16 protein-coding genes and 3 tRNA genes are annotated in these 19,213 nt (G+C 67.0%); 7 read left to right on the forward strand and 12 right to left on the reverse strand.

Annotated features, from left to right (window positions below):
• The first annotated feature begins 20 nt into the window (after positions 1-20).
• Entirely contained in the window at positions 21-1,085 is a 1,065-nt protein-coding gene (locus ACQU6B_RS11820) for a LacI family DNA-binding transcriptional regulator (RefSeq protein WP_430867745.1), read from the forward strand.
• Between the two features lie 28 nt (positions 1,086-1,113).
• Here the strand turns inward: ACQU6B_RS11820 and ACQU6B_RS11825 are convergent, their stop codons facing one another.
• The 7 genes from ACQU6B_RS11825 to ACQU6B_RS11855 all read right to left on the reverse strand — a co-directional run bounded on the left by ACQU6B_RS11825 (position 1,114) and on the right by ACQU6B_RS11855 (position 6,254).
• Positions 1,114-1,545 carry a MaoC family dehydratase gene (locus ACQU6B_RS11825; protein WP_430867746.1) on the reverse strand — a complete coding sequence of 144 codons (432 nt, stop codon included), beginning with the start codon at positions 1,543-1,545 and terminating at the stop codon, positions 1,114-1,116.
• On the reverse strand, positions 1,545-1,991 hold the full coding sequence (locus ACQU6B_RS11830) for an FAS1-like dehydratase domain-containing protein (protein ID WP_430867747.1): 447 nt from the start codon (positions 1,989-1,991) through the stop codon (positions 1,545-1,547). Before ACQU6B_RS11830 ends, ACQU6B_RS11825 begins: the two co-directional genes overlap by 1 nt.
• A gap of 119 nt (positions 1,992-2,110) precedes the next feature.
• Entirely contained in the window at positions 2,111-4,483 is a 2,373-nt protein-coding gene (locus ACQU6B_RS11835) for an arylsulfatase (RefSeq protein WP_430867748.1), read from the reverse strand.
• 93 nt (positions 4,484-4,576) lie between these two features.
• Positions 4,577-5,662 carry an endonuclease/exonuclease/phosphatase family protein gene (locus ACQU6B_RS11840; RefSeq protein WP_430867749.1) on the reverse strand — a complete coding sequence of 362 codons (1,086 nt, stop codon included), beginning with the start codon at positions 5,660-5,662 and terminating at the stop codon, positions 4,577-4,579.
• Positions 5,663-5,814: 152 nt separating this feature from the next.
• Entirely contained in the window at positions 5,815-5,979 is a 165-nt protein-coding gene (rpmG, locus tag ACQU6B_RS11845; protein WP_061963497.1) for a 50S ribosomal protein L33, read from the reverse strand.
• Positions 5,980-6,053: 74 nt separating this feature from the next.
• Positions 6,054-6,127 (reverse strand) — tRNA-Met (locus ACQU6B_RS11850).
• A 54-nt stretch (positions 6,128-6,181) separates the two neighbouring features.
• Positions 6,182-6,254, reverse strand: a tRNA-Thr gene (locus ACQU6B_RS11855).
• Between the two features lie 96 nt (positions 6,255-6,350).
• Between ACQU6B_RS11855 and ACQU6B_RS11860 the strand changes: the two genes are divergently transcribed.
• The 5 genes from ACQU6B_RS11860 (at position 6,351) to ACQU6B_RS11880 (ending at position 13,184) form a co-directional block, all read left to right on the forward strand.
• Complete coding sequence (locus ACQU6B_RS11860) at positions 6,351-7,667, forward strand: winged helix-turn-helix domain-containing protein (protein ID WP_430867750.1); 1,317 nt, start codon at positions 6,351-6,353, stop codon at positions 7,665-7,667.
• A 111-nt stretch (positions 7,668-7,778) separates the two neighbouring features.
• Complete coding sequence (locus ACQU6B_RS11865; protein ID WP_430867751.1) at positions 7,779-9,239, forward strand: sugar porter family MFS transporter; 1,461 nt, start codon at positions 7,779-7,781, stop codon at positions 9,237-9,239.
• Between the two features lie 146 nt (positions 9,240-9,385).
• Complete coding sequence (gene nrdD, locus ACQU6B_RS11870) at positions 9,386-11,605, forward strand: anaerobic ribonucleoside-triphosphate reductase (RefSeq protein ID WP_430867752.1); 2,220 nt, start codon at positions 9,386-9,388, stop codon at positions 11,603-11,605.
• A 3-nt stretch (positions 11,606-11,608) separates the two neighbouring features.
• Positions 11,609-12,157 carry an anaerobic ribonucleoside-triphosphate reductase activating protein gene (gene nrdG, locus ACQU6B_RS11875; RefSeq protein ID WP_430867753.1) on the forward strand — a complete coding sequence of 183 codons (549 nt, stop codon included), beginning with the start codon at positions 11,609-11,611 and terminating at the stop codon, positions 12,155-12,157.
• A 43-nt stretch (positions 12,158-12,200) separates the two neighbouring features.
• Entirely contained in the window at positions 12,201-13,184 is a 984-nt protein-coding gene (locus ACQU6B_RS11880) for a formylglycine-generating enzyme family protein (RefSeq protein ID WP_430867754.1), read from the forward strand.
• 90 nt (positions 13,185-13,274) lie between these two features.
• On the opposite strand, the gene ACQU6B_RS11885 is transcribed toward ACQU6B_RS11880, so the two are convergent.
• Positions 13,275-13,356 (reverse strand) — tRNA-Tyr (locus ACQU6B_RS11885).
• A 134-nt stretch (positions 13,357-13,490) separates the two neighbouring features.
• Between ACQU6B_RS11885 and ACQU6B_RS11890 the strand changes: the two genes are divergently transcribed.
• A complete protein-coding gene (locus ACQU6B_RS11890; protein WP_430867755.1) occupies positions 13,491-13,982 on the forward strand; it encodes a YajQ family cyclic di-GMP-binding protein in 492 nt (163 codons plus the stop codon).
• 35 nt (positions 13,983-14,017) lie between these two features.
• Here the strand turns inward: ACQU6B_RS11890 and ACQU6B_RS11895 are convergent, their stop codons facing one another.
• The 4 genes from ACQU6B_RS11895 to ACQU6B_RS11910 form a co-directional block, all read right to left on the reverse strand.
• Positions 14,018-15,748, reverse strand: a complete 1,731-nt coding sequence (locus ACQU6B_RS11895; RefSeq protein ID WP_430867756.1) for a thiamine pyrophosphate-dependent enzyme — start codon at positions 15,746-15,748, stop codon at positions 14,018-14,020.
• A 165-nt stretch (positions 15,749-15,913) separates the two neighbouring features.
• Entirely contained in the window at positions 15,914-16,300 is a 387-nt protein-coding gene (locus ACQU6B_RS11900) for a hypothetical protein (RefSeq protein ID WP_430867757.1), read from the reverse strand.
• A gap of 110 nt (positions 16,301-16,410) precedes the next feature.
• Positions 16,411-17,226 (reverse strand): zinc metalloprotease HtpX, encoded by an 816-nt coding sequence (htpX, locus tag ACQU6B_RS11905; protein ID WP_430869247.1) that lies wholly within the window; start codon positions 17,224-17,226, stop codon positions 16,411-16,413.
• A 233-nt stretch (positions 17,227-17,459) separates the two neighbouring features.
• Positions 17,460-18,830: an FAD-dependent oxidoreductase gene (locus tag ACQU6B_RS11910; protein WP_430867758.1), complete on the reverse strand. Its 1,371-nt coding sequence runs from the start codon at positions 18,828-18,830 to the stop codon at positions 17,460-17,462.
• Between the last annotated feature and the right edge of the window lie 383 nt (positions 18,831-19,213).

Raw genomic sequence — 19,213 nt, forward strand, 5'->3', positions numbered from 1 at the left:
CCACTACACGGAGGCATTCAATGGCGAAGAACGGCCGGCCAACCATGGCCGATGTTGCGGCGAAGGCTGGCGTTTCGCTGTCCACTGTCTCGCTCAGCTACTCGGGCGCGGGGCCCATCTCCCCGGAGATGAAGGCGCGCGTCGAGAAGGCGGCGGCCGACATCGAGTACGGCGGCCCGTCCGCAGCTGGCCGGGCGCTGCGCTCCGGCCGATCGCACGTGGTCGGCGTAGTCATCCACGACTCCCTCACGTTGGCCTTCCGCGCGCCGCTGATCCTGCAGATCATGGACGGGCTCATCTCCGACCTGGGCGAAATGGGCCTGGGAGTCCTGCTGCTGACGTCGCCCTCGGGGATCCCCGAGGAAAACTCGCTACTCGAGACCGCGCCGATGGATGCGGCAGTGCTGCTGCGCATGCGCGACCACGACGAGCCCGCGCTCGAGATCCTGCGCAGGCGCGGCATCTCCATCGTCGTCATGGACGGCGAGCCGCCCGCCGGCGGCGGCGTGGTAACCATCGACGATGGTGCGGCGACGGTCGACCTCATCACGCGGCTTCAAGCCCTTGGCCACGAGCGCATCGGAACGGTAACCCTGCCCATCGCGCCTCGACTGGACACGGCGTTGCGCACCCTGGAGGACTACCGCGAGTCGGCCTGGGCCCCCACCCAGCGCCGCCTACACGCTTTCGAGGACGCCGGCATCGAGCCGTGCGTCATCGTCAGCGCGCGCGAGTCGCTGGTGGAGGAGGGCATCGCAGCCGGCCACCTCGCGCTGACCCACGATTCCCGCCCCACGGCCATCGTCGTGCAGTCCGACCAGCTCGCCGCCGGCGTGCTACTCGCCGCGCGCGAGCTCGACATCCGCGTGCCGCAGGACGTGTCCATCACCGGTTTCGACGGTCTCGACCTTCCCTGGCTGTCCCCCGTCGAGCTCACCACAGTCAAGCAGGACGGCGAGAAGAAGGGCCACGCGCTCGCCGCGGAGGTCAAGTCGCTGCTCGCGGGCGAGACCCCCACGCCCGCGTTCACGCCGCTCGAGTACCGCGAGGGCAATACGATCGGGCGCGTCAACCCCGACCGGTGATCCGGACGTAAGTCGCGGTGCGTGGGGCCTAGGCGCAGGGGACGATGGCTTGCGCCTTGCCCAGCACCTTCACGCCGTCGAAGTCCACCACGACGTCGATGCGCGCGGTGCGTAGTTCCTCGTCGAGCGCGCCGACCTTGGCGGTGACGCTGACCGTCGCGACGCCGGGGTTCGGCACCGGGATGGGGCGCGTGAAGCGGGTCTGGAAGTCCGCCACGTTGCCGGGTCCGGCCCACTCCTCGACGACCGATGCGGCCGCGCCCATGGTGAGCATGCCGTGCGCGATGACGCCCGGCAGCCCCACGGACTCGGCCATCACGTCGTTGTAGTGAATGGGGTTGAAGTCGCCGGAGGCGCCCGCGTAGCGCACCAGGGTGTCGCGGGTGAGTTCAACCTCGCGCTCGGCGACTACTGCGCCGACCTCGAGACCGTCAAAGGAAGGGCGGTTCTCGTCGCTCATCAGGCGTCCTCTCGCACGGCCAGGGTGGACAGCACCGTGGTCACGGGGTTTCCGTCGGCATCGGCCAACTCGGCGCGCGTGGTCACCATGGAGATGCCGCTGCGCTGGGTGATCTTGTCGATGTGGACTGTGGTCGCGATCACGTCGCCGGCCACGATGGGCCGGTGGTGGGTGAAACGCTCGTCGGCGTGCACCACCTTGGTGAAGTCAACGCCCACCTCGGGGTCAACCACCACGTGGAATTCCGCGCGCTGCGAGATGAGCACCGCAAAGGTGGTGGGGGCGACAAGGTCGTCGTAGCCCTCCGCGCGGGCGGCGGCCACGTCGCGGTGAGCGAAGGACCTCGCGTCGACCGCATCGGCGAACTCGCGGATTTTCACGCGCGTCACCTCGTAGGCCTCGGACGGGCCGTACTGGCGGCCAACTGCATCTGGGTTCACGGGCATGCGCCCAGCCTAGCGAACTTGCCTCTCTCTGAGAATGGGCCCGCGAGCCGAGGTGGCATGCCGACGCCCCCGGCGAAGTCGCTGGGGGCGTCGGCCACGCTATTCGAGACTCAACCGGCCTACTGCTGCGCCATTGCGATCCGCAGACGCTCCTGAGGATCGATCATGTGGTCGTGGTTGTCCTCGCCGAGGTCGATCTGGACCCACTCGATCTTGCCGCGGAACTTGCTCGTCGGCCCGGTGTAGTCGGGCGACACCATGGTGCCCGACTCGTAGCCGATGTCGGTGGTCTCGTCGGCTGAGAAGATCATCGGCTGGGTGGCCGCCACTCGGCCGGTGCCCACGGCTTCGCCGTCGTAGTAGAGCGTGACGTCTCCGCCCTTGGCGAGTCCCCCGCCGTCGTAGGCGAACTCCATGCGCACCTGGTGCTTGCCGGCAGGGATCTCAGTGTCAGCCTCGACCGGGAAGGAGTGGATGCCCAGCACGTTGTACACGAACTTGGCCTTGCCCTCCTTGACGAACAGCGTCCACCCACCGAACCGGCCGCCCTGCGCGATGAGCACGCCAGAAGCGCCGCCCTCGGGGATGTGCACCTCGGCGGTCACCGAGAACGACTTGTTCTTGATGTTGAGCACGCTGCTCTCGGAGAGCCTGCCCATGCCGGGGAAGAACCGCTGCCTCGTTCCCTTGATGAGTTGGGGCCTGCCGGAGATATCGGGGTTGAGCCGCTCGGCGCCGCGATCGTCGATGGGGAGCACGTTGTACTTGGTCGCCTCGATCAGCCACAGTCGCTGCAGCTCGTGCAGCTTCTGCGGCATCTGGGCCGACAAGTCGTTCGCCTGACTCCAGTCCTTGGTGCCGTCGTACAGCTCCCAGACGTCGTCGTCGAAGGCCGCCAGGTCAGCGCCCACCATTTCCCATGGCGTGCGGTGCTTAGTGACGGCGCTCCAGCCCTTGAAGTAGATTCCGCGGTTGCCGAACATCTCGAAGTACTGCAGGTCGTGCCGCTCGGGCGCCTCGGGCTCGTTGAAGCTGTAGAGCATGCTGGTGCCCTCGATGGGCGACTGCTGCACGCCGTTGACCATGGTCGGCTCCGGCAGGCCGGCCGCCTCGAGGATGGTCGGCGCGAAGTCGATCACGTGGGTGAACTGAGTGCGCTGGCCACCCTTCTCCTTGATGCCCTTGGGCCAATGCACGATGGTTCCGTTGCGGGTGCCGCCCCAGTGCGAGGCCACCTGCTTGGTCCACTGCAGGGGCGAGTTCATCGCCCACGCCCAACCGACGGCGTAGTGGTTGTACGAGCTCTCCGAGCCCAGCTCGTCCATCTTCGAGTTCAGGAACTCCGGCGTCTCCAGCGCGGCCATGCCGTTGAAGTTGGCCATCTCGTTGAACGCGCCGTTGACGGTTCCCTCCGCGGAGGCCCCGTTGTCACCGAGGATGAAGTAGATGATGGTGTTGTCCATCACGCCCAGGTCCTCGATGGCGTCGAAAAGGCGCCCCACGTGATAATCCGTGTGCTCGAGGAAGCCCGCGTAGACCTCCATCTGACGCGCCAGCACCGGCTTGAGCTCATCAGGCATGTCGTCCCACGCCGGAATCTCGTCGTGGCGGGGGGTGAGCTTCGCGTCCGCGGGAATGATCCCCATCTCCTGCTGGCGGGCGAAGGTGGTCTCGCGCTGCGCGTCCCAACCGGCGTCGAACTTGCCCGCGTACTTGTCCGCCCACTCCTTGGGGACGTGGTGCGGGGCGTGCGTCGCGCCGGGCGCGAAGTAGGCGAAGAACGGGCGGTCGGGCATCAGCGACTTCTGCGTGCGAATCCAGGTGATCGCGTGGTCGGTGAGGTCCTCGGTGAGGTGGTAACCCTCCTCCGGGGTGGACGGCGGCTCGACCGGAGTCGTGCCGTCGTACAGCGCGGGGTCGTACTGGTTGTTCTCGCCGCCAATGAAGCCGTAGAACTTCTCGAAGCCTCCACCGGCGGAGGGCCAGCCGTCGAACGGGCCCATCGGCGAGGTCTGCCAGACCGGCACCTCGTGGCACTTGCCAAATTGTGCCGTCGAGTACCCGTTGAGCTTGAGGGTCATCGCGAGCGGCGCCTTGGTGTTCGGGCGCAGCGAGCTGTTACCCGGCGCGGAGGTGGCCGTCTCGGTGATGCTGCCCATGCCCATCGAGTGGTGGTTGCGGCCGGACAGCAGGGCGGCGCGCGTGGGTGCGCATAGCGCGGTGGTGTGGAAGCGGTTGTACTTGAGTCCGCCGGCCGCGAGTTTCTCGGTGGCGGGCGTGTCGCAGGGTCCGCCGAAGGCGCTCGACGCGCCGAAGCCGACGTCGTCGAGGAGTACCACGAGTACGTTGGGCGCTCCCTCTGGGGGCATCAGCGGCTCGATCGGCGGGAACGCCGTGTCGGGGTCCTTCGCGTCGTAGGTAGTCAGTCCCGGCTTGGGCCGGTCCGGAATCGGAAGCATGGTGCGCGCGTGGCGGTCAGGCTGATTAGCCATGATGGATCCCCTTGTTTGGACGTCGACGTCGAGTCCCACTTTAATGAACGGACGATGCGCTCCACAACTGGTGGAGCATCTTTTCGGCGAGGCTCACCGCTGCGAGTAGGTGACCACCAGCGCTCGGTGGTCCGCCCCCGCCACTGTCGCGGTCTCGACCGAGGTCGCGACCAGGTCCGTGTGCCCCACGAGCGCGTGGTCGATCGCCACGAACGGCCACGGCCCGCGCCCCTCGGGGAACGTGGGCAGGAATCCTGCACCGGCCTGGTCCGCCGCATCGGCGAATCCGAGCGCCTCAATGTCCCTGAAGGCCCGGTGATCCCGGGTGGTGTTGAAGTCGCCGAGCACCAACGTGGGTTCGCTCTGCCGGGCAAGTTCTTGGGTGAGACGCTCCAGGTCAGCTTCCCAACTCGCGTGCACGGTGGGGCCCGGAGCCGCGGGGTGCAGGGCGAATACCGTCACGGTGTCTCCGTCGACCTCGATATCCCCGCGCACCGCCTGCGATACGTAACCGCCCAGCGCCTCGACCTCGCTCGAGCGCTCCAGCGTCTGCGCGTCGGCCAGCGGGGTACGCGACCACAGCGCGGTCCCGGTGATCCCCGGCTCAGCCGCGACCTCCGAGAACGGCAAGAGGTCGTCCAGTCCGGCGACCCGGAGCGCCTCGACGGCCTCCGGCGTGACCTCCTGGGCGGCGAGCACGTCAATGCCCCGTTGCTTCACCAGCGCCACCACCGCATCGGCGTCAGCGCCGCCGTACGTGAGGTTGATCGACGCGACGGTCAGGACCTCCTCGCCCAACGCCTGCTGCGCGGTGAACATCGGGACGGCCCAGTAAACGCAGAGTGCCAACACGGCGGCCGATGCGGCGACCAGCCACCACGCCCGCGCCGCCAGGGAGAGCACCACCGGCACCACGCACGCCACCGTCACCCACGGCATCAGCGACACCGCGATGGCCAGCGGGCCGGACTCAATGCCGAGCAACCGCGCCAACACTGGGATCAGCACGGCCGCGAACGCGAGCGCGGCGAGGACAAGCAATGTCTTGCGCCCCATCGACCAGCGCCGCTCGCGCGCGCCTTCCGTGTCGACCTGCGCGGCGACAGCCCGCGAGGGCTCCGACGCCGCGGTTAACTCAAGACCGTCAGGGGCAGGCGAATCCGGCTCGGTATTGTGCACGCGCTCAGTGTTCCACGCGGAGCCCGGTGGCGCGCAGGCTCGCCGCGGGGCGGAAACCTCGCCCCGGCATCGGCCGCCATCTAGACCCGGAAACGCAAAACGCCCGCCCCCTCGAATGAGGGAACGGGCGTCTTGAAAGGATTGAAGACTATTTAGCGCGTCTCGCGGTGCGCGGTGTGCTTGCCACACTTGGGGCAGAACTTCGAGAGCTCTACACGGTCAGGCGTGTTGCGACGGTTCTTACGCGTGATGTAGTTACGGTTCTTGCACTCGGTGCACGCGAGCGTGATCTTCGGGCGAACGTCATTCTTGGCCATGTTTGTCTCCCAGCCTTGTGTTTTCAGCACCCGCCGACAGCCGGCGAATCCTTTGTACTTAAATCTCTTGTGCGTAGCGAGGGGGGGACTCGAACCCCCGACCTCACGATTATGAGTCGTGCGCTCTAACCAGCTGAGCTACCCCGCCATGAAAGACGTGCGCCGCCGCCTGCAAATGCAAGCGGCGGCAACCATCAATCTGAGCCCCGACAGGGAATCGAACCCTGGACCTTTTCCTTACCATGGAAACGCTCTACCGACTGAGCTATCGGGGCAAGCCGGACAAGAATACACGCCAAATGCCGTAGGAGTGAAATCGCGTCCAAGACTCGCCTGTGCGCCGTGTCCGGCGCCGCCATTAGGGTAGCAAAATGACACCATCATTGGGCGCCGATGCCGGGGCCGGGGCCACGCCCCGCGTGCCCTTGAAAGCGGGCGGGTCGCTGAGCGCGGCGCAGGCTCGCCGCGTCTTCCTGCAGGCCCAGGGGCTGGCGCGCAAACGCGGCGGTGCTCAGGTGGGGGACGCCCAATTCGGCGAGTACCTGCGCAGACAGGGCGTACTGCAGCTCGACAGCGTCAACGTGCTGGCCCGCGCCCACTACCTGCCGATGTTCTCGCGCTACGGCGCATACGACCGCGACGCGCTGGACCAGTTCCTGTGGGGCGAGCGGCACGGGCACTCGGCGCACGCGTTCGAGCACTGGGGGCACGAGGCGTCGGTCTCGCCCCTCGAACTCCTGCCCGCGATGCACGTCAAGATGACCGACGTCGGGGCGTGGGGGTCCAGATCCGAGGCCCGTATTGAGGCTGCCCACCCCGGGCTCATCGCCGAGGTGCGCGCCGCGGTCGAGGCCTCCGGCCCGTACACCGCGGGCGACCTGGACCACCTGTCTCCGCGCGAGGGAGTGCGCGGCGCCTGGTGGGATCAGAGTCAGGTGAAGTGGGCGCTCGAGCACCTGTTCATCACCGGCAAGGTCGCGGCCACCCGGCGCGACCATTTTCGGCGCGCGTACGACGCGACCACTCGCGGATGGGGGGTGGCCGCCGCCGACGTGGGCGACTGGGGGCTGCCGCCCGCGAGCGCTCGTCAGGCGCTGTTCGACCACGCGATACGGGCCGTTGGCATCAGCACCGCCAAGGACGTCGCCGACCACTTCCGGCTCAAGCCGGGCGCCGCAGCACTGCACGCGGCCGATGCCGTGGCGCGGGGGGTCGCCTCGTGGGTCGAGGTCGAAGGGTGGTCCGAGCCCGCGCTGCTCGCGCAACGCGCTACGGACCCCGGTCGCGCCACCGGCGCCGCACTCCTGAGCCCCTTCGACCCCGTGTGCTGGTACCGGCCGCGGCTGGAGCGCATGTTCGGGATGACCTACCGGATAGAGATCTACACCCCTGCCGCCAAGCGGGTCCACGGGTACTACACGCTGCCGTTCCTGCTGGGCGACCAGATAGTCGGGAGGTTCGACCTCAAGGCCGACCGCGCGACGGGCACGCTGCGGGTACTGGCCTCATGGCGCGAGGAGCACGCGGTGCCGGGGGCGCGCAGGCGTAGCGACGACGAGATCGCACAGGCCGTCGGGGCAGAGTTGAGACTCATGGCCGGGTGGCTTGGGCTCGGGTCCATTGCCGTCGAGCCGCGCGGGAACCTCGCGGGCTCAGTCGCGCGCGCGTCGCTGGGAACCGCCACGTAATTCGCCTTAAAGTGCGCCGTCAAACGTGCGGCACCGGGCGGGACGCGCGCTACTGTGAGGTGTATCTGTCTGGAACGCGAATGCGTGTTCGCACCCTACAAAGGAGCCCCCATGGCCGTCCCCGTAGATAGCACCTCACCGGCCCCCGATGCCAAGCTGAACCGCAAGGTCATCTTCATCAGCATCGGCGCCGCGCTGGGAGGCTTCCTCTTCGGGTTCGACTCCTCCGTGGTCAATGGCGCCGTGGATGCCATCGAGGAGGAGTTCGCCCTGAGCGCTGCCGTGACCGGCTTCACCGTGGCATCCGCGCTCCTGGGCTGTGCGGTGGGCGCCTGGTTCGCCGGTTCCTTGGCGAACAAGTACGGCCGCATCCGCGTCATGGTGATCTCGTCGATCATGTTCTTCCTGTCCGCCTTCGGATCGGGGTTCGCGTTCGGGGTCTACGACCTGATCTTCTGGCGTGTGCTCGGGGGCCTGGCCATTGGCGCAGCCTCCGTGATCGCCCCCGCGTACATCGCGGAGGTGGCGCCGTCCAAGTTCCGCGGGCGCCTGGGCTCGCTCCAGCAGCTCGCGATCGTGCTCGGTATCTTCACCGCGCTACTGACCGACCAGGTCTTCGCGGGTGTCGCCGGCGGCGCGGAGAACACTCTCTGGTTTGGGCTCGAGGCCTGGCGCTGGATGTTCATGGCCGCCGCCGTTCCCGCGATCATCTATGGGCTGGCGGCCATCCGGCTACCCGAGTCGCCTCGCTACCTGGTGGGCAGGGGCCGGCCAGAAGCGGCCGCCACGGTGCTGCAGGACTTCACCGGGGAGACGGACGTCAGCGCTCGCATCGGCGAGATCCAGCGGACGCTGGGCGACGACGACAAGCGCTCGCTGAAGGACCTTCGCGGCAAGACCTTCGGACTCAAGTCCATCGTGTGGACCGGCATCCTGCTCTCCGCCTTCCAGCAGCTGGTGGGCATCAACGTCATCTTCTATTACTCGACCACCCTGTGGCAGGCGGTCGGCTTCGGCGCATCGCAGGCCTTCCTCACCTCAACCATCACGTCGGTGACGAACATCGTGGTGACGATCGTGGCGATCATGCTGATCGACAAGATTGGCCGGCGCCTGCTGCTGCTCATCGGTTCTACCGGCATGGCCGTGTCGCTCGGCATGATGGCCGTCGCATTCGCGAACGCGACCCCCACCTCCAGCGGAGATGTCGAACTGACCGGCGGCTGGGCGACCACCGCGCTGATCTTCGCCAACCTGTTCGTGGTGTTCTTCGGCGCCACATGGGGCCCCGTGGTGTGGGTGCTGCTGGGCGAGATGTTCCCCAACCGGATTCGCGCCACCGCGCTGGCCGTGGCCGCCGCCGCCCAGTGGATCGCCAACTTCGCCATCACGATGACGTTCCCGCTGTTCGCCGACATCGGCCTGACGTTCGCCTACGGGTTCTACGCATCCATGGCCGTGATCTCGCTAATCTTCGTCTACTTCCGGGTCCCGGAGACGCGCGGCATGGAACTCGAGGACATGCGCGACGACGTGATCGTCAAGCGCGGAAAGTTCGTCTACACCGACTAGCAGGTCGCCTGAGAAGCCCCCCGCGAAGCGAACCGGGACCATGGTCCCACGCCCCTCTCACAACTAGATCTAGTGTCGAAATACTAATTCGACACCATATCTAGTGGTTGCGGGCGCCTTTCCTGTCGCTCGCCAAGAGGACAGACATGAGCACCGTAGAAGCTGCACCCCCCGTCTCAGCGACAGCAACACGCCCCCGGGTGGTCAAGCGCGACGGGCGCACCCTGCCTTTCGACGAGGCGCGCATCGCCACCGCGCTGACCAAGGCCTTCGCCGCGGTTCACGGGCAGGCCACGACGGCGGACCGCATCACCATCGTCGGCCTCACCGCACAGGTGAGCGACCTCGTCTCCGCGCGCTTCGCGGACACCGTGCAGATCTACGAGATCCAGTCGGTCGTGGAGCACGAGCTGCTCGAGTCGGGGGCTCACCGAGTGGCGCGGGCCTACATCGACTATCGCGTCCAGGCCGACGTCGCCAGGAACAAGTCCCAGGACCTCAACCACGCGATCGTCCGCCTGCTGGACAAGGACTCCGCGCTTGTCAACGAGAACGCCAACAAGGACGCCGACGTGTACAACACCCAGCGCGACCTCACGGCGGGCGTGGTGGGAAAGACCATCGGGCTGCGGATGCTCCCGCCCCACGTCGCGAATGCGCACGTCAAGGGCGACATTCACTATCACGACCTCGACTACCACCCGTATTCGCCCATGACCAACTGCTGCCTGATCGACTTCGAGACCATGCTGAGCCACGGCTTCCGGATTGGCAACGCGCAGGTGGAGCCGCCCAGATCCATCCAGACGGCCACCGCCCAGATCTCCCAGATCATCGCGAACGTGTCGTCCAGCCAGTACGGCGGCTGCACCGTCAACCGCATCGACGAACTGCTGGCGCCCTACGCGCGCCTCAATCACGCCAAGCACGTCGCGGAGGCCGACGAGTGGATGGAGGACGAGGCCCGCCGCGCCGACTTTGCCCGCGAGCGCACCCGCAAGGACATCTACGACGCGATGCAGAGCCTCGAGTACGAGATCAACACGCTCTTCACCTCCAACGGCCAGACGCCGTTCACCTCGGTCGGCTTTGGCCTGGGCACGGGCTGGTACGAGCGCGAGATTCAGCGCGCGATCCTGGAAGTGCGCATTCGCGGACTGGGCGCTGAGGGCCGCACCGCCATCTTCCCCAAGCTGCTCTTCACCCTGCGTCGCCACGTCAACCTCGAGCCGGAGGACCCCAACTACGACATCAAGACCCTCGCGGTGGAGTGCGCCACCAAGCGCATGTACCCCGACGTCCTCAACTACGACAAGATCGTGGAGCTCACCGGATCCTTCAAGGCGCCGATGGGCTGCCGCTCCTTCCTCCAGGGCTGGAGCGACGAGGATGGCAACGACGAGGTCTCGGGACGCATGAACCTGGGGGTGGTCACGCTCAACCTGCCGCGCATCGCGCTGGAGGCGGACGGCGACCAGGACGCCTTCTGGCGAGTACTAGACGAGCGCCTGGCGACAGTCGACGACGCCCTCATGTACCGCATCGACCGCTGCAAGGAGGCGGTCCCCGGCAACGCGCCCATCCTCTACGTGCACGGGGCCTTCGGCGGGCGCCTGGCTCCCGACGAGGACGTGGACACCCTATTCCGCGGCGGCCGCGCGACAGTATCGCTGGGCTACATCGGCCTCTACGAGGTGGCCACCGCGTTCTTCGGACCCGACTGGGAGACCGACCCCACTGCCAAGGAGATGACACTCGCGGTACTGCGCAGGCTGCAGTCGGCCGCTCAGGAGTGGACCGCGCGCTCCGGCTACCAGGTGTCGGTGTACTCCACGCCGAGCGAGTCGCTCACGGACCGGTTCTGCCGGCTCGACAAGGAGCGGTTCGGATCCGTCGCGGACATCACCGACAAGGATTACTACACGAACAGCTTCCACTACGACGTGCGCAAGAACCCCACGCCCTTCCAGAAGTTGGACTTCGAGGCCGAGTACGCGCGGTACACGTCCGGGGGGTTCATTCACTATTGCGAGTACCCCGTGCTGCAGACCAACCCGCGGGCACTCGAGGCCGTGTGGGACTACTCGTACGACCGCATCGGCTACCTGGGAACCAACACCCCCATCGACCGCTGCTTCGCGTGCGGCTACGCGGGCGACTTCGACCCCACCGCCCGCGGCTTCGAGTGCCCCGAGTGCGGCAACGCGGACCCGCGCACCTGCGACGTGGTCAAGCGCACCTGCGGCTACCTCGGCAACCCCCAACAGCGCCCGATGGTGCACGGGCGTCACGCGGAGATCGCGTCGCGCGTGAAGCACCTGCCGGGGTCGGTGCGCGTCGGCGACGCCACGGACGCGCCGGCGTAGCTCATGGCCCGCGATCCCGATCCACGGCTGTGGCAGGCCGACAAGGTCAGCCACGGCTACGTCGCCGACTACAAGCCCTTCAGCTTTGTGGACGGCGAGGGGGTGCGCTGCTCGCTGTACGTGAGCGGCTGCCTGTTCGCGTGCGAGGGGTGCTACAACGAGGCCGCGTGGAGCTTCCGGTACGGCGAGCCGTACTCGCGAGCGCTCGAGGACCGACTCATCGTGGACCTCAGCCACCCGTCGGTCCAGGGGCTGTCGCTCATGGGCGGCGAGCCGTTCCTGAACACCGGGGTGGCGCTGGCGGCGGTGCGCCGCGTGCGGGCCGAGTTCGGGGACGCCCGCGACATCTGGTGCTGGACGGGCTACACGGTCGAGGAGATCCTCACCGACTCCCCCGACAAGCGCGAGCTACTGTCCTACCTGGACGTGCTGGTGGATGGCCGGTTCGAGCAGTCCCAGAAGGACTTCTCCCTCGCCCACCGCGGGTCGACCAATCAACGAGTGCTCGACGCCCGCGCATCGGCCGCGCAGGGCCGGGCAGTGATCCGCTAAGGGCCCGGCGGCGCGCCCCAATCGCGCGCGGTAGCCTGGGCGAATGGACACCATGGTCACGATTCCGGGCGGCACGTACACGATGGGGTCGGAGGACTTCTACCCGGACGAGGGGCCTGTCCACGAGCGCACCGTTCGCTCGTTCCTCTTGGACCCGCACCCGGTCACCAACGCTCAGTTTGCCCAGTTCATCGACGCCACGGGCTACGTCACGGTCGCCGAACGCGCGCTCGACGCGGCGGCCTTCCCGGAGCTCAGCGCCGCCGACCGCGCCCCCGGGTCGATGACCTTCAGCCGCACCGAAGGCCCGGTGGACCTCGCCAACTGGCAGGCCTGGTGGGCCTGGACCACCGACGCCTCGTGGCGCCACCCGTTCGGCCCCCAGGCCGATGTGTCAGATCGTCCCGACCACCCCGTGGTCCAGGTCGCCTACGAGGACGCCGTCGCCTACGCGACCTGGGCGGGCAAGCGGCTTCCCACCGAGGCCGAGTTCGAGTACGCGGCGCGCGGCGGTGCCGATGGGGCCACATACGCGTGGGGCGAGGAGCGTTCCCCCGGCGGCACCCTCATGGCGAACACCTGGCAAGGCAAGTTTCCTTACGAGAACACCGGCGCCGATGGCTGGGTCGGCACGTCGCCGGTGGGCACCTTCCCGCCTAATCCCTGGGGACTCGTGGACATGATCGGGAACGTGTGGGAGTGGACCTCCGACGAATACACGCCCGGGCACGCTCCCCGCGCGGGTGCCAACCTACTCTCGGTGCCCGGGACCAGCAGTGCCGCGGACCACGCCGGCGCCGCCCCCACCGAAGCGGGCTGCGGCGACGGTTGCACGTGCGGCCCGTCTGCGGCGCGCCCCGCGGCGGACACCGCGGTGGGCGCGCGGGACAACCGGCGCGTCCTGAAGGGCGGCTCCCACCTGTGCGCGCCCGAGTACTGCCTGCGCTACCGTCCGGCGGCGCGCTCACCCCAGGCGGAGGACTCGGCCACCACGCACATCGGCTTCCGATGCGCCAAGGACCTCTAGCGGTTTCGGACGGGCAGAATTCCTTGAGCGCCTAGACCGCGCTCGCGCGGGCACAAAAAAGCCCGCTGCGGGTAAGCAGCGGGCCTGATGTGGCGAGTGGGGGATTCGAACCCACGAAGTCTACGACGGCTGATTTACAGTCAGCTCCCTTTGGCCGCTCGGGCAACTCGCCATGCGCCGCATTGGAAACCAAGGTGGCGCGCATGGAAGAATAGCAAGTGAACCGGCCTTGACGCTAACTGAGGCCCAATCACCGCACGAATCCCCCTCGCCCCGACCGGCGTAGGGCCCAAATAGGAGGCACAAATGGCCAGCGATTCTTCGTTCGACGTCGTATCCAAGGTGGACCAGCAGGAGGTCGACAACGCGCTCAACCAGGCCCACAAGGAGATCGCTCAGCGATACGACTTCAAGGGTGTCGGCGCCTCCATCGAGATGTCCGGCGAGAACATCCTCATGAAGGCGAACTCCGAGGAGCGCGTCAAGGCGGTCCTCGACGTCTTCATCGGCAAGCTCGCCAAGCGCGACATCTCCATGAAGGCCCTCGAGTACGGGGACCCCACCCCGTCCGGCAAGGAGTTCCGCTTGACCGCAGAGGTCAAGGAGGGCATCGCCCAGGACGTGGCCAAGAAGCTCACCAAGCTCGTGCGAGACGAGGGACCCAAGGGCGTCAAGGCCCTCATCCAGGGTGACGAGCTGCGCGTCAGCTCCAAGAGCCGTGACGACCTGCAGGCCACCATGTCGTTGCTCAAGGGCGCGGACGTCGAGGCTGCATTGCAGTTCGTCAACTACCGCTGACGCGAGATGCGCCGAGGTGTGGGAGGTGAGCCGCGCTAACGCCGGCTCTCGACCGCCTCGGTGATCTTCGCCACCGCGAAGCCCCACGCGTCTGATACCCCAACGTTCGGGGGCACGGAGATCTCGTCGGGATTCGTGACCATGTCAAGCAGCACCGGGCTGCCCTGGGCTAGCGCCCATTCGACGGCCCCCGCCACGTCGCCCGCGCGTTCCACGCGACGCGACTGGAGGCCCATCGCCGATGCGACGGCCGCCAGGTCAGGATTGTCCAGTTCGGTCCCGAATTCGGGTAGACCGCCCTGCTCCTGCTCCAGTTTGACCATGCCGAGGCGCCCGTTGTTGAACACCACGACCACGACGGGAAGTTTGTACGTCACCGCGGTGCGCAGATCCCCCAACAGCATCATGAGGCCGCCGTCGCCGCTGAGCGACACCACGGTGCGGTCGCGGTCGAGCGCCTGCACCCCGAGGGCCTGCGGCATCGCGTTCGCCATGGAGCCCAGGTTGAACGAGCCGATGAGTTCGCGAGTGCCGCGCATCTTGATGAAGCGGGCCAACCAGACCGTGGACATCCCGGTGTCAGTGGTGAAGATAGCGTCGTCGGGCACTGCGGCGTCGAGCGCCGCGGCCACCACCTCGGGCCGGATGCGGGCGTCAGGATTGTCGAAGACGGAGCGCACCTTGGCCACCACGGATGAGTCCCTGTAGTCGGGATCCGCGAGTTCGGCCTGCTTGTCGCCCCACGCGCCGTAAGCCTCCACGGCCTTGTCGAGGTGCGAGCGATCCGTGCGCGCCTCGACGCGCGGCAGGAGCGCGGCGAGGGTCTGCTTGGAGTCCCCCACCGCGGGCACGTCGACGCCGGTGCGCCGGCCGATGTGGCCCGCGCGAATATCAATCTGGATGACCCGCTTGCCCTTGGGGTACGAGTCTCGGTAGGGGAAGTCGGTGCCCACCATCAGCAGCGTGTCACACGCGTCCAGGGCCGCGGCGGCGGCCGAGTTTCCCAGCAGACCGGCTTGCCCAACGGCGTATGGGTTGTCGCGCTCGAGGCCCGCCTTACCCTTGATCGTCAGCACCATCGGCGCCTTGAGGGCCTCCGCCAGCTGCAGCACCTCGTCACGGGCGTGACGCGCGCCCTGACCCACGAGCATGGTGACCTTGTCGTCGCCCGCCAACGCCTCCAGCACGGCAGTGAGCTGTTCCTGCGGCGCGCAGGTGTAGACCGGCGTCGGCACAAAGCGAGCCTCACCCGCGTCCTTGGGCAAGTCGGCTGTCCCCAGGTCTCCTGGCAGGGTGAGAACCGCGACGCCCTGGTGCTCGTACGCGGCGTTAACGGCCTGCTCAAGCATCTGTGGCATCTGGCTGGCCGAGGTCAGCGTATGGGCCCAGACGGCGACGTCCGCGAAGAGTTGGTCGTTGTTGACCTCTTGGAAGTACTCCGTGCCGATGTCCTTCGATGGCACCTGGCCCGCAATCACGAGCATCGGCGCGTGCGACTTCTTCGCGTCGTAAAGGCCATTCAGCAGGTGGATAGAGCCGGGGCCCACGGTGCCCATACACACGCCGATGCGCCCGGTGAGTTGCGCCTGCGCGGCTACCGCGAACGCGGCCGCCTCCTCGTGCCTGACCCCCACCCACTCGATCCGGTCTTCGGTGCGGATCGCGTTCGTCAACGGGTTCAGAGCGTCGCCGACGACGCCCCACACCTGCGTGACGCCGTGGTCCGCGAGCGCCTTGATCATGCTCTGTGCGACTGTCTGGCTCATGCTTGATTCCTTTGCATCGACGGTTCGGGTGCGAGAGATCCTGCACCTAGTGCAACCGTCCGCGATGCCTAACTAATTCCCGGGCGTCCGCCAGCCATCGACTCGAGACGCGCGAGGCGGTCCGCCATGGGCGGGTGCGAGGCGAACAGCTTTGCCGAGCCTTGACTAGCGTCGGGTGCCGTCTCTGCGCCAAAAGTTCAACCGTTCGCGCTGGCGAGCAGCCTCCGCCAATAACTTGCGTCGCTCGATGAGGCCCCCCGCCCACTCGCCACCTGCCAGCAACGCGAGACCACCGAATACAACTGCTAGTCCGGCCCAGGGTGTCTCAGCGTCTCCCACCAGGACAAGAAACAGCACGAGCAGCGCGAGACCGCAGAGCACCATGCTCGCGGCGAAGATCAGTCCCCCTGAGCGATTCGCACGTCTGACAATCTGGGTGTGAGCGGCGTCGAGACACTGGGCGCGCTCGAGCACAGTAGCCGAGACCAGACCGGGGGCGTCGAGAGCCAGGAGCCGCGCGCGTTCCTTGCGGTCGACCCGAGGGTTCGTCATCACCTCGACGCTTCCCTGGTCCATGGACCATACGTCGCCGTAGGACTCGAGTGCACCGGCGACGCCCCGATCGCCGCCGACGCGGAGGACCCACTCGGTAAATGCGGGAATCAACTGATGCCGGGCCGTCCGCCGGCCATCGCCTCGAGACGCGCGATGCGGTCCGCCATGGGCGGATGCGAGGCGAACAGCTTGGCGAGGCCAGCCCCCGCGAAGGGGTTGGCGATCATCATGTGCGACACGTTCTCTAGCTTGGGGTCCTGCTGCAACGGACGCGCCGCCACGCCAGCCTCCAGCTTGCGCAGCGCCGAGGCGAGGGCGAGCGGGTCACCGGTCAGCTTCGCGCCGTCCTCGTCCGCGTCGTATTCGCGGGTGCGCGAGATCGCCGTGCGGATCAGCATCGCGGCAAACGGGGCGAGAATCAGCATCGACAGCAGCGCGAGCGGGTTAGCCTGCCGGTCGCTCCCGCCGCCGAAGAACAGCATCATCTGGGCGAATGCGGTGATCATGCCGGCGAACGCCGCCGCCACAGAGCCGATCAGGATGTCGCGGTTATAGACGTGCATGAGTTCGTGCCCCAGCACCCCGCGCAGCTCGCGCTCGTTCAGCAGACCCAGGATGCCCTCGGTGCAGCACACTGCGGAATTCGCCGGGTTGCGTCCGGTGGCGAAGGCATTCGGCGCGGCCGTGGGAGAGACGTACAGCCGCGGCATCGGCTGGCGGGCCTCTCGAGAGAGTTCGCTGACGATGCGGTACATCGCGGGCTGCTCTACCTCGGTCACCGGGCGCGCGTGCATCGCCTTAATCGCGAGCTTGTCCGAGTTCCAGTAGCCGTACGCGGTCCCGCCGATTGACAGCAGCACAAAGAACCATAGGTAGGCACCACCGGCGACGACCGACCCCAGACCGAGGAGCACGACCCACATCACCAGGAACAAACCGAACGTTTTCACGCCGTTGAAGTACTTCTTGCTACCCACCGAACCTTCTCCCGTAATCAGACCTTGACGGCATCTATGGCCACGCAATATTACGGGCACCCACGTACAAAACGCGTCACCGGGGCGACGGGTTCCAGTTTCCGTCAAACGTCTGACAACAACGCGCAAAAAGGCCCCGACTCCCTACCGGAATCGGGGCCTTCTTGTTCAGACTTGACTTAGTTGCGCTTGAGCGCGATGTTCGTCATTTCCTCGCGTGGAACCACCTTCACACGCTGACGTCCGGCGGCCTCGCCCAGGGCTAGCTCGTGCTCGTCGAGCACCTCCCAGTCGTGCCACTGCACCACGTCGACGCCGCGGTCCACGAGCAGGCGCAGGATGTTGTCGGGGCTGCGCTGCTCGGCACCTGCCTTGGACTCCGCGTAGAGACGGTCCGCGTCCTCGACAAGGTTGGCGATCGTCTCCGACGCGTCGGACTTGGTGTGGCCGATGAGGCCGACGGGGCCGCGCTTGATCCACCCGGTCGCGTAGACGCCGGGCACCACGTCGCCGTTGTTGACCACGCGTCCGGCCTCGTTGGCGATCACGCCCTTGGCGTCGTCGAACGGAACACCGGGGATCTCCGTGCCGTAGTAACCCACGGCGCGGTAGACGGCCTGGACGGGATAGTCGATGAACTCTCCCGTGCCCTTGGAGGTCCCGTCCCCCTGCAAAGCGGTGCGCTCGACGCGCACGCCCGTGACCTTGCCGTCCTCGCCCAGGATCTCGTGAGGGCTCTGCAAGAAGTGCAGGTGAATGCGGCGCGACGCCCCGGTGGGCTCCTTCAGAGTCCAGTCGGTGAGCGTCTTGGTGACCTGCTTAGCCTGACGGTTGGACTCGATGAGCTCCATGGAGCCCTCGTCAAAGTCGAAGTCCTCGGGGTAGACGATCACGTCGACGTCGGGGACGTGACCGAGTTCGCGCAGCTCCAACGGGCTGAACTTCACCTGCGCGGGGCCGCGGCGGCCAAAGATGTGGACGTCCGTCACGGGCGAGTTCTCGAGGATCTCCATGACGTTCGAGGGGATCTCGGTGGGGGCCAGGTCCTTGGGGTGCTTGGCGAGGATGCGGGCGACGTCGAGCGCGACGTTTCCGACGCCGAACACGGCCACTTCCTTGGCGTCCAGCGGCCACGTGCGCGGCACGTCGGGGTGCCCGTCAAACCAGCTGACGAAGTCGGCTGCGCCGTACGAGCCTTCCAGGTCGATACCAGGGATGTTGAGGTTCGCGTCGCGGAACGAGCCCGTCGCGTAGATGACCGCGTCGTAGTGCTCTTCGAGGTCCTTCAGGGTGAGGTCCGTGCCGACGTTCACGTTGGCCAAGAGGCGGATGTCGCCCCGGCCCAAAACGTTCGCGAGGGCGACGATGATCTGCTTGATCCGGGGGTGGTCGGGGGCCACTCCGTAGCGCACCAGACCAAAGGGCGCGGGGAGTCGTTCGATGATGTCGATCGACACCTGCAGTTCGGTCTTCGACAAAATATCGGCGGCATAAGTGCCGGCCGGGCCGGCGCCGATGATGGCGACGCGCAATGGGCGTTCGGAAGTCACGAGTCTCACAATCCTTGGAGTGGCGGACACGACCGAGGGCGCTCGCGGTCGCGATAGCCCCAGAGTATAGACATGTCGGATTGCACAAAGTCCACCGTCTTACTTGTACCCGAATACTGGCGCATCTGAGCGCCGTGTGCCAGAATCACCGCATGGCCCACAAGTCGAACGCCCGCGCATCGATGATGTGCTGTGTTTGCCGCGCCATGTGTCCCTCGGCCTAGTTGCCCTCGGATACACCAACCTGTAACCCTGGGCGCTCGGCCTTACGAGCGTCATTTGTCGCGCTCGTACGGTCAAGCTCCCACCATTTGAGTCGAGGAGTCTTAAGTGACACCCACCGGAGCCACAGCTGCCGATGCCGGCGCGCCCAATTCTCAGGC

Source organism: Demequina aurantiaca (assembly GCF_050598105.1).
GTDB classification, from domain to species: Bacteria; Actinomycetota; Actinomycetes; order Actinomycetales; family Demequinaceae; genus Demequina; species Demequina aurantiaca_A.

What these genes read in the sequence shown, in the direction of transcription:
- ACQU6B_RS11820 (WP_430867745.1), top strand. Translation starts at nt 21, where the DNA reads ATGGCGAAGAACGGCCGGCCAACCATGGCCGATGTTGCGGCGAAGGCT.
- ACQU6B_RS11825 (WP_430867746.1), bottom strand. Translation starts at nt 1,545, where the DNA reads ATGAGCGACGAGAACCGCCCTTCCTTTGACGGTCTCGAGGTCGGCGCA.
- ACQU6B_RS11830 (WP_430867747.1), bottom strand. Translation starts at nt 1,991, where the DNA reads ATGCCCGTGAACCCAGATGCAGTTGGCCGCCAGTACGGCCCGTCCGAG.
- ACQU6B_RS11835 (WP_430867748.1), bottom strand. Translation starts at nt 4,483, where the DNA reads ATGGCTAATCAGCCTGACCGCCACGCGCGCACCATGCTTCCGATTCCG.
- rpmG (WP_061963497.1), bottom strand. Translation starts at nt 5,979, where the DNA reads ATGGCCAAGAATGACGTTCGCCCGAAGATCACGCTCGCGTGCACCGAG.
- ACQU6B_RS11860 (WP_430867750.1), top strand. Translation starts at nt 6,351, where the DNA reads ATGACACCATCATTGGGCGCCGATGCCGGGGCCGGGGCCACGCCCCGC.
- ACQU6B_RS11865 (WP_430867751.1), top strand. Translation starts at nt 7,779, where the DNA reads ATGGCCGTCCCCGTAGATAGCACCTCACCGGCCCCCGATGCCAAGCTG.
- nrdD (WP_430867752.1), top strand. Translation starts at nt 9,386, where the DNA reads ATGAGCACCGTAGAAGCTGCACCCCCCGTCTCAGCGACAGCAACACGC.
- nrdG (WP_430867753.1), top strand. Translation starts at nt 11,609, where the DNA reads ATGGCCCGCGATCCCGATCCACGGCTGTGGCAGGCCGACAAGGTCAGC.
- ACQU6B_RS11880 (WP_430867754.1), top strand. Translation starts at nt 12,201, where the DNA reads ATGGACACCATGGTCACGATTCCGGGCGGCACGTACACGATGGGGTCG.
- ACQU6B_RS11890 (WP_430867755.1), top strand. Translation starts at nt 13,491, where the DNA reads ATGGCCAGCGATTCTTCGTTCGACGTCGTATCCAAGGTGGACCAGCAG.
- ACQU6B_RS11895 (WP_430867756.1), bottom strand. Translation starts at nt 15,748, where the DNA reads ATGAGCCAGACAGTCGCACAGAGCATGATCAAGGCGCTCGCGGACCAC.
- ACQU6B_RS11900 (WP_430867757.1), bottom strand. Translation starts at nt 16,300, where the DNA reads ATGACGAACCCTCGGGTCGACCGCAAGGAACGCGCGCGGCTCCTGGCT.
- htpX (WP_430869247.1), bottom strand. Translation starts at nt 17,226, where the DNA reads ATGTGGGTCGTGCTCCTCGGTCTGGGGTCGGTCGTCGCCGGTGGTGCC.